This is a genomic window from Achromobacter spanius (assembly GCF_002812705.1).
Lineage (GTDB): Bacteria > Pseudomonadota > Gammaproteobacteria > Burkholderiales > Burkholderiaceae_B > Achromobacter > Achromobacter spanius.
This window is the reverse complement of the sequence record NZ_CP025030.1, coordinates 1,954,039-1,969,276: the sequence shown is the minus strand read 5'-3', so window position 1 is coordinate 1,969,276 and position 15,238 is coordinate 1,954,039. Positions and strand designations below refer to the sequence as shown.

The window sequence follows — 15,238 nt, the reverse complement described above, 5'->3', positions numbered from 1 at the left end:
CGTCAGTTCTTGTGTTTACCCAAATAGGCTTCGCGCACACGCTCGCTCGCCAACAACTCCTGGCCGGTGCCGTCCATCACAATAGACCCCACTTCCAGCACATACGCGCGGTCCGAAATGGACAGTGCCTGGTTCGCCATCTGCTCGACCAGCAAAATCGTCATGCCGCGTTCCTTCAGCGACTTGATGATCTTGAAGATCTCGGACACGATCAGCGGCGCCAGCCCTAACGACGGTTCATCCAGCATCAGAATGCGCGGCTTGCTCATCAGCGCGCGGCAAATGGCCAGCATCTGCTGTTCGCCGCCCGACAAGGTGCCCGCATACTGGTCCCGTCGCTCTTTCAGGCGCGGGAACATCGCAAAGCAACCTTCAATTTCGGCCTCCAGGTCGACCGGTGATTCACGGCGCAGAAAGGCGCCCAGCATCAGGTTGTCGAACACCGTCTGGTCAGGGAACACCTGTCGTCCTTCCGGCACGTGGGCAATACCCAGCCCCACGCGCTTGTGCGCGCTGACGCCGCCCAGGTCCTGCCCGGCGAACGCGATGGACCCCGTTGATTTCTCAATGCCGGACAGCGCGCGCATCATCGTGCTCTTGCCCGCGCCGTTGCCGCCGATGATGGTCACGATTTCGTTCGTGTCCACATGCAGTGACACTTGCTTCAACGCATTGACGGCGCCGTAGCTGACCGCCAGGTTCTTGATATCCAGTAATCGGCTCATGATGGTCTCCTATGCGGGCGCGCCCAGGTAGGCTTCGATCACTTTCGGATTCTCCTGGATGTGGGTCGGCAGGCCGGAGGCGATCTTCACGCCGTAGTCCAGCACAACGATATGGTCCGAAATCGCCATGACCAGATCCATGTGATGCTCGATCAGCAGGATGGTCAGGCCCATGTTCTTGAGCTTCACGATGAGGTCGGTCAGCTGCTCCGTTTCGGCCGGATTCAAGCCAGCGGCGGGTTCGTCCAGCAACAGCAGGTCGGGCATGGCCGCCACCGCGCGGGCGATCTCCAGGCGACGCTGCAAGCCATAGGGCAGGCTGTTGGCCATGTCATCGGCGTAGCGGTCCAGATCAAAGAATTTCAGGATGGCGTACGCTTCACGACGCATGCGCCGTTCCTCGAGCAGGCTGGCCGGCAGGCCCAGCAGATTCGCGAGAAAACCGGACTTCTGCACCCGGTAAAAGCCAACCATGACGTTCTCAAGCGCCGACAATCCGTCAAACAACTTCAAGTTCTGGAACGTGCGCCCAATGCCGGACGCCGCGATCTCGTTGGGAGACAAGCCCACCATTTGCTTGCCCTTGAAGCGAATGCTGCCCGCGTCCGGCGCGACCAGCCCCGACAACAGGTTCAGCGTCGTGGTCTTGCCGGCGCCGTTGGGGCCGATCAGCGACACGATCGAACCTTTCGCCAGGGAAAACGACACTTTGTTGGTCGGAATCACGCCGCCGAATGCTTTGTACAGATCATTCACTTCCAGGAAATCCGGGCCCGCGCTGCGCATGGACTGCCCGCTGGCAACCGTCGGCGACCATTCGGCGGCAGCCGCGCTGCGCTCCAATGCATCGTGCTGCCCGCGTTGCGGCAGCAAGCGGCGCAGCAGGCCGGCCAAGCCCTCCGGCATGGCATACAGCGCAAACAGCAAGATCAGGCCGTAGGCAAAGTGCTGCACCTCGGGCCAGCGCGCCAGCATGGCGTCCAACACCGTCAGCACCACCGCGCCCAGGAAAGAGCCCACCGGCGTGCGTCCCCCGAACAACACCAGCACCAGGAAGAACACCGACAGGTTGAAGTTGACGAAATCCGAGTTGATGTACTGATTCTGCTGCGCCACCAACCCACCGGCGATGCCGCAGGTGATGGCGCTGATCGCGAACGCAAGAATCTTGAACCGGTAGACGCTGATGCCCACACTTTCCGCCGCGATCTCGGAGGTGCGCACGGCGGCAAAACCGCGGCCGAAGCGCCCGCGCAGCAGCAGCGACGTCATCGCATGCAAGACCAGGCCCAGCACCACCACCACCACCACCCACTGGCGGCTGTCCAGCGTGGCACCGTTGAACGTCAGCGCGCTGATGCCATAGAAGCCTTCCTGGCCCTTGAACACATCCGTCCATTCCGACACGATCTTTTCAATCAGCAGCCCGAACGCAATGGTGACCATGGCCAGGCTGGGGCCCTTGACCTTCAGCGCCGGAATGGCGATGGCCACGCCGAACACCGCCGATACGCCCGCGGCGCACAATAGCGCCAGCCAGGGGTTGACTTGATAGTTCACCGTCAACAGCGCCACGGTATAGGCGCCCACGCCGAACAGGCCGGCATGACCCAGCGACTTCTGGCCGGTCTGCCCGACCAGGATGTTGAAGCCGGTGGCGGCAATGTAATAAACCCCGATATTGAACAGGATCAACAGATAGAAATCGTTCAGCCCCGAATAGGCGAACCCCACGGCAAGCGCGGCGATGACAAGCGGGATAAGCAGTTTTGACATGTTTACACCTTCTCCGCATGCACGCGGCCGAGGATGCCCGCCGGGCGGAAATACAGCACGACGATGATCAGCGCGAACACCGCGATTTCGCGCAGGTTCGAATACCACAGGCCGATCAGCGATTCCAGCAACCCAATCAAAAAGCCGCCGAAGATGCAGCCGCGCGGATTCTCAAGCCCGCCCAAAATGGCGGCCGAAAACGCCTTCAATGACAGCAGCGTGCCCACGAACACCGACGCGGTAGCGATGGGCGCAATCATCACACCGGCAATGGCGGCCAATGCCGAGCTGATGACGAACACCGCCACAGCCACGGCATTGGCATTGATGCCCATCAGGCTGGCGGTGGACTTGCTGAACGCCACCGCGCGCACCGCCTTGCCCATCTTGGTCTTGTGCAACGCCCAGTCAAACACAATCATCAACACCAGCGTCGTACCGAACACCAGGATCTCTTGAGGGCGCACCCCGGTGCCGAAAATGGTGACGATGCCGTCACCCAGCGGCGAGGCCACCGCGATAGGCGCCGGCCCCCAGATCAGCAGTGCCAGGTTCTGAATGATGATGCCAAAGCCAATGGTGCTCATCACCCACGACAGTCCGGCTTCGCCCACGAAGTGCTTGATGGCCGTGATGTACAGCACGAATCCCAGCAGGCCCAGTATCAGCATGGCCGCCAGCAGCGCGAACAGGAACGATCCCCAGGTCACGTCCTCCGGGCTGGGAAAGCCGATGAGCTTGCCCTGTGTGACCAGCAGGATGGCGCTAATGCCGATCAGGCTGGCCAAGGCCAGGAAGGCGCCCTGGCCGAAATTGAACGTCTTGGTCGTGGTGTAGGTAATACTGAACCCGAACGCGACCAGGGCATAGACGCTGCCCATGGCCAATCCACTCAATATGGCTTGTAGTATTTGCATGCTGAAGGCCCCCCTTTTGACGACTCCCGCGCAAGGCCTGCGTCGCGCGGGAGAGATCCTTGATGTCCGGCTGATCGACTTACTTACCGCTTCAGGTCTTCCGGTTTGATGGCGCGCGTGATCTCGTCGTCCACCGTCACCACCTTGCCATCGATCCAGCGCACCAGGCGGAAGTCATTCACCGACAGCGCTTCGTGGTTGCTGGCCGAAAACGGATGCTGATAGGTCTTGATCACGCCAGGCGCCTGCGCCAATTGCTCCAGCGCGGCTTGCACTGCCGGCCCGTCGGTGGACTTGGCCTGCTCCATGGCGGCGGCGATCAGCTTGACCGAGTCATAGGCCTGCGCGGCCATCACGTACGTCGGCACGCGCCCGCCGCGCTTCATCAGCGTGTCGTACAGCGCCTTCGATTGCGCCGACGAATCCTCGGTGATCGATGCGGTAAAGATCATCTTGCCCGCCAGCTCCGGGCCGGCAATGCGCAGGAACGGCGAGCTCAGGTTGGCCCAGGAGGCCAATGTGGTCGGGAAGTAGTTGATCTTCTCCAGGCTACGCATGACGTGCGCGTTGGAGTCCGCCAGCGCGTAGACGATCAGTGTGTCCGCGCCCGACGCCTTGATCTTGTTCAACTGCGAGCTCATGTCCGTGTCTTTCGGGCCGAACTTCTCGTTGGCGACCGGCGTGATCTGGTGCAACGCCAGAATCTCGAGCGCGTCCTTCGCACCCTGCTGGCCGTAGCCGGTGGTGTCGGCAATGATCGCCACTTTGCCCGACTTGCTGGCGCGGGCGGCATAGGCCGCCAGCAGCGCGATCTGATCGCGGTCGCGCATGGACACGCGGAACACATAGTTCGGCGGTGTCTTGGCGTAGCGGCCGGTGATGTCGGTGGCCGTGGCCACCGGCGAGATCGTCGGAATCTTCTTCTGCTGCACGAGGTGCAACCACGCCAGCATGTTGCCGGAGTTCACCCCGCCCAACATCGCGTTGACCTTGACGTTGTCGACAAGTTCATTGGTATTCTGGATGGCCTTGGGCGGTGCGCCCACGTCATCGCGTTCGACGATGACGACTTTCTTGCCCAGCACGCCACCCGCCGCGTTCAGGTCGTCGGCCGCCTGGCGCGCGCCGGCCAGCGCCGAAATGCCGAAGTCGGCCGAGCCAGTGGCCGACATGTCGCTGTTGAAGCCGATCTTGACGTCATCGGCCTGCGCCGCGGCGCTGACACCCATCAGCGCCGCCGACAGCAACAGCGCTTTCATGGTCTTGGGGAAATGCTTGGTGTACACGTTGTCTCCTAGGGATCACTCGGGTGATCACGATGGCTTATTCAGGCGTTCTTGATCAGGTCGGCCGCCTTGTTGCCGATCATCATGGTGGCGGCGCAGATGTTCGCCGACGGCATGCAAGGCATGACCGATGAGTCGATCACACGCAGGTTCTGCACCCCATGCACGCGCAACTGCGCATCCACGACGGCGTAGGGGTCGCCGGCCGGCCCCATGCGGGCCGTGCCGTTGACGTGATAGGACGACACGCCGAAACGGCGCGCAAAATCCAGCAATTCGGAATCGGATTCGCAGAGCGGCCCGGGCAACGCCTCACCATCCGAAAATGGCACCAGCGCTTGCGATTGCAGCAGCCGGCGCGCCAGTCGGATACCGCGCACCAGCGTGACCTGGTCACGCTCGTCTTGCAGGTAGTTGGCCAGGATGAGCGGGTCCTGCAAGGGGTCGGCCGAACGGATGCGTACTTGCCCACGGCTGTCGGGGCGGTGCTGCCACACGCCCGTCGTCATGCCCGGAAAATCATCCAGCACGCCGACATAGCCTTCCTTGTAGCTGGCGGGGGTGAACACGCCCTGCAGATCAGGCGCAGTGAGTTCGGGCGTGGACTTCCAGAAGTAGTGCAGCAGCGACGGACTCAGCGCCATGATGCTGGGCCGCTTCATCATCCAACGGCTGATCTGGCCGGCCAGGCTAAAGCCCTTCACCAGCTCGTTCATGGTCTTGCTGTTCTTGACGCGCGCCACGATGCGCACCGAATAGTGATCGCTCAGGTTCTCGCCCACGCCGGGCAAGTCGCGCACCACCGCAATACCATGCTGACGCAGCAGGTCAGCCGGCCCCAAGCCGGATAGCTGCAGCAGCTTGGGCGTGTTGATGGCGCCGCAGGCCACGATGACTTCGCGGCCTGCGCGCACGGCGCGCACACGCTTGGGATGCGCCGGGTGGCAATACGCCACCCCCACCGCCCGCGTGCCCTCGAACAGCACGCGCGTGGCTTGCGCATAGGTACGCACGTCCAGATTCTTGCGCGCCATGGCGGGCTTCAAGAAACACTTCGCGGTGCTCATGCGCCAGCCGTTGCTGATGGTGCGCTGGAAGTAGCCCACGCCCGCCTGGTCCGCGCCGTTGTAATCGGGGTTGCGGGGCAGGCCCTGCTCCACCGCACCCGCGATGAACGCCTCGCAAAGCGGATGGATCCAGTCTATGTCGGTCACGGGCAACTCGCCCTGGCGGCCGCGGAAACGGTCGTCGCCGCCCTCGCGGCGTTCCATGGACTTGAAGTAGGGCAACACGTCCGCATACGACCATCCCGGGTTGCCCAGGCTGGCCCAATGATCGAAATCCGCAGCTTGTCCGCGGTTGTAGACCAGCCCGTTGATGGAGGTCGAGCCACCCAGCGTGCGGCCTTGCGGGATCGGCACGCGCCGCCCATGGGTCTGCGCGCTGGCCTCGCTGGAAAACTGCCAGGCGTACTTCTTGTTGAAAACCGCCTTGATGAAGCCGGCCGGAATATGCAGGAAGGGGCTGTTGTCCGGCGGACCCGCCTCCAGCACGCATACCGTTGCGCCATCGGCGGACAGACGGTTGGCCAGGATGGAACCGGCCGCCCCGGAGCCGACGATCACGTAGTCGAACGTGTCGGCATCCTGCAGGGATGCTTGTTGTGCTTGGCTCATATCAGGAATCCGGAAAGGGTTAGCGCGGCGCGTTGAACGCCTTGCCGGCCAGGCAGACGTATTTGATTTCGAGGAATTCTTCGATCCCGTACTTGGAGCCTTCGCGGCCCACGCCTGATTCCTTGACGCCGCCAAACGGGCCGACCTCATTGGACACCGCGCCCGTGTTCACGCCCACGATGCCGTATTCCAGCCCTTCCATCATGCGCCAGATTCTTTCCTGGTTGGTCGTGTAGAAATAGGCGGCCAGGCCCGAGGTGCTGTCATTCGCGCGCGCCAGCACGGCGGCTTCGTTCTGAAAGGTGCTGATGCCCACCACCGGACCGAAGATCTCTTCGTGCGCCAGCTCCATGGCGTCAGTAATGCCCGTCAGCAGCGTGGGCTCGTACAACAAAGTGTCTGGCGCGCGCAGCTTGCCGCCCGCCAACAGCGACGCGCCGTGTGCCATGGCGTCTGCCACCAGGCGTGTCACCTTGTCGACCGCCCGCTGGTCGATCAGCGGGCCTTGCGTCACGCCGTCTTCCAGCCCGCCGCCCACCTTCATGCGCCGGACCTCGGCCAGCAGCTTGTCATTGAAGGCGTCCGCGATGCGCGTGTGCACATAGACGCGATTGGCGCAGACGCAGGTCTGTCCGGCATTGCGAAACTTCGACAGCATCAGTCCGGCCACGGCTTCGTCCAGGTCGGCATCTTCGAACACGATGAACGGCGCATTGCCCCCGAGTTCCAGCGACAGCTTCTTGATGTTGGATGCGCTTTGCTGCATCAGCAGGCGGCCGGTCTGGGTGGAGCCGGTGAATGTCAGCTTGCGTACCGTGGGGTTCTGCGTCAGCTCCGTGCCGATGGGCGCCGGATCGCCGATGATCACATTCAAGACCCCCGGCGGAATGCCGGCCTGCTCGCCCAGCCAGGCCAGCGCCAACGCGGTGAATGGCGTCAGCTCGGAAGGCTTGAGTACCACGGTGCAGCCCGCAGCCAGTGCCGGGCTGACCTTGCGCGTGACCAACGCCGAAGGAAAATTCCAGGCAATGATGGCGGCGCATACGCCCACGGGTTGGCGGATGGCCAGCATGCGCTGGTCGCCACGCGTGGAAGGCAGTACGTCGCCATAGATGCGTTTGGCTTCCTCGGAAAACCACTCCACGAAGGACAGCGCATAGTTCAGTTCGCCGCGCGCCTCGGCCAGGGGCTTGCCCTGTTCAAGCGTCAGCAGCAGCGCCAGATCGTCGCAATGGGCTTCGATCAAGCCATGCCAGCGACGCAGGATCGCGCCACGCTCCTTACCGGTCAGGGCGCGCCAGGCAGGCAGCGCGGCATCGGCTGCCGCGATGGCGCGGGCGGTCTCGGCCTGGCCCAGGTTGGGCACCGTGCCCAGCGCGCGGCCATCAAACGGGTTGCGCACGGTAAGGGTGGCGCCGCTATCGGCATCGCACCAGGCGCCGCCGATGTACGCCTGCTGCCGCAGCAGTTGGCTGTTCTGCAGATTCATTGTCTTCTCGCTCCATCCATCATTCTTGCGTCGCTCGTCCATCGGACGCCGACGCTATTTTTCGTGAGGATAGCCCTGGCCCTGGCGTCCCCAACAGCAGTCATTAACGATGCCGCCATCGCCAAACGCGATGGCAACAGCCGCGCGTGGCTACAATGGCCCGTCCTGTTCGATGCCTGTCCCGCCTCATGCGTTTAGACCCCACTTCCCTCAAGCTCTTCATCAGCGTGGTCGAACAAGGCACCATCGCGGCGGCCGCTGAACACGAGCACATCGCCGCGGCGGCCATCAGCAAACGCATCAGCGAGCTGGAACAAAGCCTCAAAATCCGGCTTCTGATCCGCACCAACAAGGGCATCCGTCCCACGCCAGCGGGCATCGCCCTATCGACCATGGCACGCCGCGCCCTGCACGAGCTGGATGAGATCGCCGTCCACATGCGTGACTACTCGCGCGGCCTGCGCGGCTTCATTCGCGTCTATGCCAATATCTCGGCCATTACGCAATTCCTGCCGCAAGACATCAAGCTGTTCCTGAACGACTACCCCAATGTGCAGGTGGACCTGGAAGAGAAAATCACGTCCACCATCATCAAGTCGGTCGCCGAAAACGCGGCCGACGTCGGCATTTTTTCCGGTTCCCCGCCAGACCACGACGTTGAGATCCGCCCCTACCGGGAAGACACACTGGCGCTGGTCGTACCCGCCGACCATCCGCTGCGCGACAAGCCCGGCTTTCGCTTCGCCGACGCGCTGGAACACGATTTCATCGGACTGCATCGGGGCAGCGCCATCAACCGCATCCTCACCCATGCCGCCACCGACGAAAAGCGCAATATCCGGCTCAAGGTGCAGGTCACAGGCTTTGATGCCCTGTGCTTCATGGTGAATTCCGGGCTGGGCGTTGGCGTACTGCCGCTGGACATTGCGCGGCGTTACTCGGTGATGTTCGACTTACGCATCATCCCGCTGTCCGAGCCGTGGGCGCGACGCAAGATCCAGATCTGCATGCGGTCATTCGATTCGCTGCCCACCGCCGCCAAGCTCTTCGTCAACCACTTGAGCAGCGGCCAGGCCCAGGCCTGACCGCCGCCCACAGGGGCCTATTGCTTCAGATCTTCGGGCTTGATTGCCTGCGTAATGGCGTCGTCCACGGACGTCACCTTGCCGTCCACCCAGCGCACCAGTCGGAAGTCCTTGTACGACAAAGCTTCGTGGTTGTCCTTGGTGAAAGCGGGCGCGTAGGTCTTGATCACGCCATCGACCTTGCCCAGGTTTTCGAGTGCGTGCTGCACCTTGTCGCCATCGGTGGATTTAGCCTGCGTCATGGCCGCCGCCAGGATCTTCACCGAGTCATAGGCGTGCGCGGCGAACACATAGGTAGGCAGCTTGCCCTCTTTCTTCATGATGGTGTCGTACAGCGCCTTGGACTGCGGCGTGGAGTCTTCCGTGATGGACGCCGAGAAAATCATCTTCTTGGCCAATTCGGGCCCGGCAATGCGCAGGAACGGGGGGCTGAGGTTCGACCACGACCCCAACGTGGTCGGGAAGTAGCCGATCTTCTCCTGGCTGCGCATCAGGTGGCCATTGGAATCCGCCAGCGCGTAGACAATCAGCGTGTCCGCGCCGGTCGCCTTGATCTTGTTCAATTGCGAGCTCATGTCCGTGTCCTTCGGACCGAACTTTTCGTTGGCCACCGGCGTGATGCCGTGCAGCTTCAACACGGCGGCGGCGTCTTTCGCGCCCTGCTGGCCATAGCCCGTTGTGTCGGCAATGATCGCAACCTTCTGATTCTTCGTGGCGTGCGCAGCATACGCCGCCAGCAGCGTGATCTGGTCCAGGTCCCGCATCGACACGCGGAAGATGTAATTGGCCGGTTCCTTGCTGTAGCGGTTGGTGATCTCGGTGGCGGTGGCCGACGGCGAAATGGTCGGAATCTTCTTCTGCTGCACGATGTGCAGCCACGCCAGCATGTTGCCTGAATTAACACCGCCCAACATCGCGACAACCTTTTCGTTGTCCACCAATTCGTTGGTGTTCTGGATGGACTTGGGTGGCGACCCTACATCGTCGCGCGGCACAATGACGATTTTCCTGCCTAATACGCCGCCCGCCGCGTTGATCTCTTCGGCGGCCTGCCGCGCGCCGGACAGCGCCGAAACACCAAAGTCGGCCGAACCACTGGCCGACATGTCGCTGTTGTATCCGATCTTGATATCACTCTGCGCCCAGGCGCCCTGCGCGGCGGCCATCAGTGCGGCGGTGCACGCGAGGCGCAAAAGGGGATTCTGCTTGCTCATTGTTTTGTCTCCAGACTTTTAGGTAATGGTGCTTCGACTTGCCGCCGCCATCGGTCTGTCGCCGTTCGCGGTCCACCCTGCGCGCTGCTGTGTGGACACTGCCAGGAACCACGCTTCCACTCAGCCCGCTAGAGAATCAATTCGATGGGATGCTCCAGAAAATGCCTGACTTCCTTCAAGAACCGCGCCCCCACCGCGCCGTCCACCACGCGATGGTCCGCCGACAGCGTCAGGCTCATCACGTGGCCGATGGCTAGAGCGTCGCCGTCCACCACGGGCTGACGCGTTACTGCGCCCGCCGCCAGAATGGCGGCCTGCGGCGGGTTGATGATCGCCGCGAACGACTGCACCCCATGCATGCCCAGATTCGACACTGTCAGGCTGCCGCCTTCGAATTGCTCGGGCCGCAAGCGGCCGCCCCGCGCCTGTTCGGTCAACTGCCGTACTTGCGTCGCAATGTCGTGCAGGCCCTTGCGGCCGGCGTCACGCAAGATCGGCGTGATCAAACCCGTATCCAGCGCAACGGCAATACTCAGGTCAATCTGCTCCAAGCGCAGCACGCCCTCGTCGGTCCATTGGGCGTTGATCTCTGGCACCCTCGCCACGGCGCGCGACACGGCCAACAGCAGCAGATCGTTCAGGGAATAACGGATAGGATCGGGGCCGATCTGTGCGCTGCGATTCAGCGATTCGCGCGCGGCCAGCATGGTGTCCATGCGGCAATCGACAGTCAGGTAGAAGTGCGGTATCTGCTGTTTGGACTGCACCAGGCGACGCGCGATGGTGGCGCGCATGGACGTGTGGGGCGTCAGCCTGCCGGCGTGGGCATGGGTGGCGACCGCCGTGTCCGAGGACGCCGCGAGTTTGGTGGTCGACGCGGTGCGATCTTGCGCGACGTGTTCGATATCCACACGCACGATGCGCCCGTTCGGGCCACTGCCCGTCAAAGCCTGCAGATCCACGCCCATCAAGCGCGCCAGGCGCCGCGCCGAGGGGCTGGCGAACAAGCGGTGCGAGGGCGCCGCCGCTGCGCCATCGGTAGCGGATACCGCCGCCGCGGCCTGGGCAGCAGGCGTGCTTTCTACCGCGTTTCGTTCCACCTGTCGTTCGGCTTGCCGTTCCGCTTGCGCCTCAGCGCGCGGCTGCGCCATCAAGGTTGCAATCACGTCGCCCACGGGCACCGCCGTGTCGCCCGCTTCGACATGGATACGATCCAGCACGCCGTTGTCCACGGCCTCCAGTTCAATGACCGCCTTGTCCGTTTCAATTTCGGCCAGGATATCGCCCACCTTGACCGTATCGCCGGACTGCTTCAACCACTGGAGGATTTTCCCCTCTGTCGTGCCCGCGCCAATCGCGGGCATTACGACCTCGATATCCATGTCTCACTCGCTTTTAGGTTGGGCTTAAGTTACCCGTCTTCTCGATATAGGTAGCCGCATCGGAAATGTCCGCCACCACCGCGTCGCGCGCGCCATCGGCATCGCGGCGGCGCAGCGCTTGCAGCAGTTTGTCGTGATGGCTGAACGACTCCCAGCTTTCCGACTTGCGGTCCTTGCTGCTCATGCTCAATGAAAACAGCGGCGCGATCTGCAGCCAGATGTTCTCGATCATCGTCACCAGCAACGGCATCGATGCCGCTTCGTACAAGGTGAAATGCAGATTGCGGTTGGCCTGGATCGTCTTCAGCGTATCGATCTTGCGCTGATGTCCCAACTTGTCGAACTCCTGCGCGTAGTGTTCGATGCGCGCCACGGTCTCGTCGCTGATGATCTTCACGGCTTCCGCCGCGGCGAAACCCTCCAGGCAGCAGCGGATGCGCACCACTTCCCGAAATCTCGGCAGGCTGGGCTTGGGCACGCGCACACCACGAGTAGGCAGCATTTCCAATGCCCCTTCGGCCACCAGTTTGTTGACTGCTTCACGCACCGGCATCGGGCTGGTGTTCAGCGCCGCGGCCAGGCCGCGCAGCGTGACCTTTTCGCCGGGCGGCACGGCCCCGCTCATCAAGAGCTCCCGCGTACGTTGATAGATCTGATCCGCGACGGTTACGCGTTCCTGCTTGTTGAGCAGGCCTTCCAGGATGCTGTTGTCCATGTGTACGCCTAAGTCATGTAGACGCCACCGTTCACGTCCAGCGTGGCGCCGCATAGGTAGCTTGCGCCATCGGAGCATAGAAAGGCGATGGGCAAGGCGATCTCGCGGGGCTGGGCCATGCGTCGCAGGGGAATTTTATTCGTATCCAGCGCGGCGCCGTGGGTCATTCCCGTATCGGTGGCCCCGGGCGCGACGCTATTGACGTTTACGCCAGACTCCGCCGCCTTGCGCGCCAGCCATTTCACGAATGCGTGCGTGCCCCCCTTGGCCGCCACGTAGTGCGGACTGGCCGCCAGCCCGCCCATGCGCGCCGCCACCGACGACACCAGCACCATGCGCCCGCATCCCTGGCCCGCCATCTTGGCCAGCGCGGCGCGCGTCAGGTGCATGACGCCCAGCAGATTGATGTCGATGACCTGATGAAACACCTGATCCCAGCCCTCGGCATTCCAGTCGTCCCAGGGGCAGTAACCCGCGTTGGCCACCAGGGCATCCAGTCGGTCGATGCCGGCAATGGCGGCCTCGGTGGCGGCGCGGTCTGTCACGTCGAACGCCACCGCGCGGGCCGGCACGTTGCGCGCGCGCAGTTCCGCCGCCAAGGGCTCCGGGGCATCACGATCCGCCAGCACGAGCGACGCGCCCTGCTCGGCGCACACGCGCGCGGTCGCGCTGCCGATGCCGCCGGCCGCGCCCGTGATCAGTATGGTCTTGCCTTCAAGCGCGCAGGGCATGGACGTTTCCTGGTTGAGGGATCAGGCCGCTGTCTTGCAGCATGGCGCCCAGGCGCGAGCGGATATCGTCTTCGCCCGCCAGCGCCGCGCGCTCCAGGGCCTGCGACACCGTCGGCGGCGCCCAGCGGCCCGTCACTCGTTGCACGGGCTGATCCAGATAATCGAAGTAGCGGCGCTGGATCTCATCGGCGATCAGCGCGCCGAGGCTGGCCCCCCGCGTGGTCTGCTCGACAATCGCCACCCGGCCCGTCTTCATGACCGATGCGCCGATGGTGTCGTAATCGATGTCGCGCTGCGACAACGTCCGCAGGTCGATGATGTCGGCGCTCACGCCCATCTCGGCCGCCACCTGCACGCAGCGGTCCACCATCGTCAGCGTGGCCAGCAATGTAATCTGCTCGCCTTCTTGCACCCGCTTGGCGCGGCCAATCGGAATGTAGTAGTCCAGGTTCTTGGGCACCGGGGCCTTGCGCTTGTGCAGTTCTTGCGGTTCGATCACCAGCACCGGATCTTCGCAGCGCAGCGCCGAATTCATCAGGCCCACGTAATCAAAGGCATTGGACGGCGCCACGATGCGCCATCCGGGGAACAACGCAAACACCCCGGCCGGATCCATGGAATGCTGCGATCCATAGCCCTCCGCGCCCGGGATGCGCGTGCGCAACACCAGCGGCACGCTTGCCGTGCCGTTGAACAGATGGCGGATCTTGCCCGCCTGGTTCAGCAACTGGTCGCCCGCCACCAAGAAGAAATCGCTGTACATCAGCTCGACCACGGGCCTCAAGCCCGACAGAGCCGCGCCGGTGGCCAGGCCGCAAAAGCCGTTTTCCGTGATGGGCGTATTGACCAGGCGCCCGGCATAGGTTTCCGTCAGGCCACGCGTGGCGCCCACTGTACCGCCGCCCATGTTGGCGACGTCTTCGCCAAAGACATAGATGCGTTCGTCCTCGGCCATGCGCGCGCCCATCGTGCGCGACATGGCTTCAATGTAGGAAAGGTCTTCCATGTCCTGGGCGGCGTAGTCTTCCGACTCCGCAAAGCGCACGCCCTCGAATTCCCGCATGTCGCTGTTCAGGTTAGCGTCCACGCTTGCCGCCTCGGGCCAGAGTTCGGGACGAATGCGCGCCGACGAACCCGCGCCCTCCACGCAGGATGCCGCTGCCGCGTCCATGGCATCGGACACCGCCGTGTCGATGGCGGCCAACTCATCGGCCCCCAGGATGCCGCGATCGGTCAGTTCATGTTGCAGGAACAGCCACGGGTCGCGCGCTTTCCAGGCGTTCTCTTCGTCGCGCGTGCGGTATCCAAATGCGCTGCCGGGAATGGAGGAGCTTTGGTGGTAATAGCGGTAGACCTCGGCCAGGATAAACGCCGGCTTGCCTTCGCGTTCGATGTGCTCGCGCGCCCAGCGCGTGGCGAGCCAGACGGCATAGGGGTTCATGCCGTCGACCTTGACCGCCGCGATGCCGTGGCCCTGCGGGCGCGTCAGCAGCTCGGTCTGAAAAGTGGATTGCTCCACGCTCATCGACACGGCGTACTTGTTGTTCTCCAGGAAGAAGATCATGGGCAGGCCGTACAGCGCCGCCAGGTTCATGGCTTCATGGGTGGCGCCTTGGTGCACGGCGCCGTCGCCAAAGAAGGTGACCATCAGCTTGCCGGATCGGCGCTGTTTTTCCGCGAATGCGTGGCCGCACGCAATGGGGATTCCGCCCGCCACAATGGCGTTCGTGCCCATGATGCCCAGGTCGGCGCGGCGCAAATGCATCGACCCCCCGCGTCCCCCTGTCCAGCCGTCCTTCAGGCCCAGGATCTCGTGCATCAGACCTTGGATCTCTTGGCGCATGCGCAAGCTCAGTCCGCTTGCGACCGGATCCGTGCTCTCGTCATACAGCGCGTTGACGGCCTTGGCCACACATTGGTGGTGCGCGCGGTGCGTGCCATTCATCAGCGTGTCGATCGGTAGCGCCGCGATGCAGCCCGCCGCCCCACCCTCCTGACCGATGCTGGAATGCGCGGGCCCGTGCACCAGGTTCAGCTTGTCCAGCAACAGAATCTTTTCTTCGAAGCGGCGCGCCGCCAGGAACAGCGTCGTCAGGCGCATGGCGTCGGCGCGGGTCAATTGCGCCCAGTCGCTCTCTTCCACGACCAGGGTGCGGGCCGGCGTCGTCTGCCCGATGTCCTCAAGTTGCATGTCTCCTCCTTGTGCCGTGCCGGCTCTCGAGGGCCGGCTGGCTGCGTTCAA

Annotated in this window: 12 protein-coding genes; 1 reads left to right on the top strand and 11 read right to left on the bottom strand. The window is 63.3% G+C overall.

The genetic code is table 11. The annotated features are described in order from the left end of the window. Nucleotides 1-2 precede the first annotated feature (2 nt). The 6 genes from CVS48_RS08960 to CVS48_RS08935 form a co-directional block, all read right to left on the bottom strand. Nucleotides 3-725 carry an ABC transporter ATP-binding protein gene (locus tag CVS48_RS08960; RefSeq protein WP_100854136.1) on the bottom strand — a complete coding sequence of 241 codons (723 nt, stop codon included), beginning with the start codon at nt 723-725 and terminating at the stop codon, nt 3-5. Nucleotides 726-734: 9 nt separating this feature from the next. Next, entirely contained in the window at nt 735-2,501 is a 1,767-nt protein-coding gene (locus CVS48_RS08955; protein ID WP_100854135.1) for a branched-chain amino acid ABC transporter ATP-binding protein/permease, read from the bottom strand. A gap of 2 nt (nt 2,502-2,503) precedes the next feature. Further along, nucleotides 2,504-3,418, bottom strand: a complete 915-nt coding sequence (locus CVS48_RS08950; protein ID WP_100854134.1) for a branched-chain amino acid ABC transporter permease — start codon at nt 3,416-3,418, stop codon at nt 2,504-2,506. 83 nt (nt 3,419-3,501) lie between these two features. Next, on the bottom strand, nt 3,502-4,704 hold the full coding sequence (locus CVS48_RS08945) for an ABC transporter substrate-binding protein (protein ID WP_100854133.1): 1,203 nt from the start codon (nt 4,702-4,704) through the stop codon (nt 3,502-3,504). A gap of 41 nt (nt 4,705-4,745) precedes the next feature. Next, nucleotides 4,746-6,380, bottom strand: a complete 1,635-nt coding sequence (locus CVS48_RS08940; RefSeq protein WP_100854132.1) for a GMC family oxidoreductase — start codon at nt 6,378-6,380, stop codon at nt 4,746-4,748. A 19-nt stretch (nt 6,381-6,399) separates the two neighbouring features. Continuing rightward, on the bottom strand, nt 6,400-7,869 hold the full coding sequence (locus tag CVS48_RS08935) for an NAD-dependent succinate-semialdehyde dehydrogenase (protein WP_100854131.1): 1,470 nt from the start codon (nt 7,867-7,869) through the stop codon (nt 6,400-6,402). 188 nt (nt 7,870-8,057) lie between these two features. Between CVS48_RS08935 and CVS48_RS08930 the strand changes: the two genes are divergently transcribed. Then, a complete protein-coding gene (locus CVS48_RS08930) occupies nt 8,058-8,954 on the top strand; it encodes a LysR substrate-binding domain-containing protein (RefSeq protein WP_100854130.1) in 897 nt (298 codons plus the stop codon). 17 nt (nt 8,955-8,971) lie between these two features. On the opposite strand, the gene CVS48_RS08925 is transcribed toward CVS48_RS08930, so the two are convergent. From CVS48_RS08925 to CVS48_RS08905, 5 genes are all read right to left on the bottom strand, one after another. Continuing rightward, on the bottom strand, nt 8,972-10,168 hold the full coding sequence (locus CVS48_RS08925; protein WP_100854129.1) for an ABC transporter substrate-binding protein: 1,197 nt from the start codon (nt 10,166-10,168) through the stop codon (nt 8,972-8,974). 128 nt (nt 10,169-10,296) lie between these two features. Then, a complete protein-coding gene (locus tag CVS48_RS08920) occupies nt 10,297-11,550 on the bottom strand; it encodes a dihydrolipoamide acetyltransferase family protein (RefSeq protein ID WP_100854128.1) in 1,254 nt (417 codons plus the stop codon). A 13-nt stretch (nt 11,551-11,563) separates the two neighbouring features. Continuing rightward, entirely contained in the window at nt 11,564-12,265 is a 702-nt protein-coding gene (locus CVS48_RS08915) for a GntR family transcriptional regulator (RefSeq protein WP_100854127.1), read from the bottom strand. 8 nt (nt 12,266-12,273) lie between these two features. Then, nucleotides 12,274-12,996, bottom strand: a complete 723-nt coding sequence (locus CVS48_RS08910) for an SDR family NAD(P)-dependent oxidoreductase (RefSeq protein ID WP_100854126.1) — start codon at nt 12,994-12,996, stop codon at nt 12,274-12,276. Next, nucleotides 12,980-15,187: an alpha-ketoacid dehydrogenase subunit alpha/beta gene (locus CVS48_RS08905; protein WP_100854125.1), complete on the bottom strand. Its 2,208-nt coding sequence runs from the start codon at nt 15,185-15,187 to the stop codon at nt 12,980-12,982. Before CVS48_RS08905 ends, CVS48_RS08910 begins: the two co-directional genes overlap by 17 nt. Nucleotides 15,188-15,238 lie beyond the last annotated feature (51 nt).

What these genes read in the sequence shown, in the direction of transcription:
- CVS48_RS08960 (WP_100854136.1), bottom strand. Translation starts at nt 725, where the DNA reads ATGAGCCGATTACTGGATATCAAGAACCTGGCGGTCAGCTACGGCGCC.
- CVS48_RS08955 (WP_100854135.1), bottom strand. Translation starts at nt 2,501, where the DNA reads ATGTCAAAACTGCTTATCCCGCTTGTCATCGCCGCGCTTGCCGTGGGG.
- CVS48_RS08950 (WP_100854134.1), bottom strand. Translation starts at nt 3,418, where the DNA reads ATGCAAATACTACAAGCCATATTGAGTGGATTGGCCATGGGCAGCGTC.
- CVS48_RS08940 (WP_100854132.1), bottom strand. Translation starts at nt 6,380, where the DNA reads ATGAGCCAAGCACAACAAGCATCCCTGCAGGATGCCGACACGTTCGAC.
- CVS48_RS08935 (WP_100854131.1), bottom strand. Translation starts at nt 7,869, where the DNA reads ATGAATCTGCAGAACAGCCAACTGCTGCGGCAGCAGGCGTACATCGGC.
- CVS48_RS08930 (WP_100854130.1), top strand. Translation starts at nt 8,058, where the DNA reads ATGCGTTTAGACCCCACTTCCCTCAAGCTCTTCATCAGCGTGGTCGAA.
- CVS48_RS08925 (WP_100854129.1), bottom strand. Translation starts at nt 10,168, where the DNA reads ATGAGCAAGCAGAATCCCCTTTTGCGCCTCGCGTGCACCGCCGCACTG.
- CVS48_RS08920 (WP_100854128.1), bottom strand. Translation starts at nt 11,550, where the DNA reads ATGGATATCGAGGTCGTAATGCCCGCGATTGGCGCGGGCACGACAGAG.
- CVS48_RS08915 (WP_100854127.1), bottom strand. Translation starts at nt 12,265, where the DNA reads ATGGACAACAGCATCCTGGAAGGCCTGCTCAACAAGCAGGAACGCGTA.
- CVS48_RS08910 (WP_100854126.1), bottom strand. Translation starts at nt 12,996, where the DNA reads ATGCCCTGCGCGCTTGAAGGCAAGACCATACTGATCACGGGCGCGGCC.
- CVS48_RS08905 (WP_100854125.1), bottom strand. Translation starts at nt 15,187, where the DNA reads ATGCAACTTGAGGACATCGGGCAGACGACGCCGGCCCGCACCCTGGTC.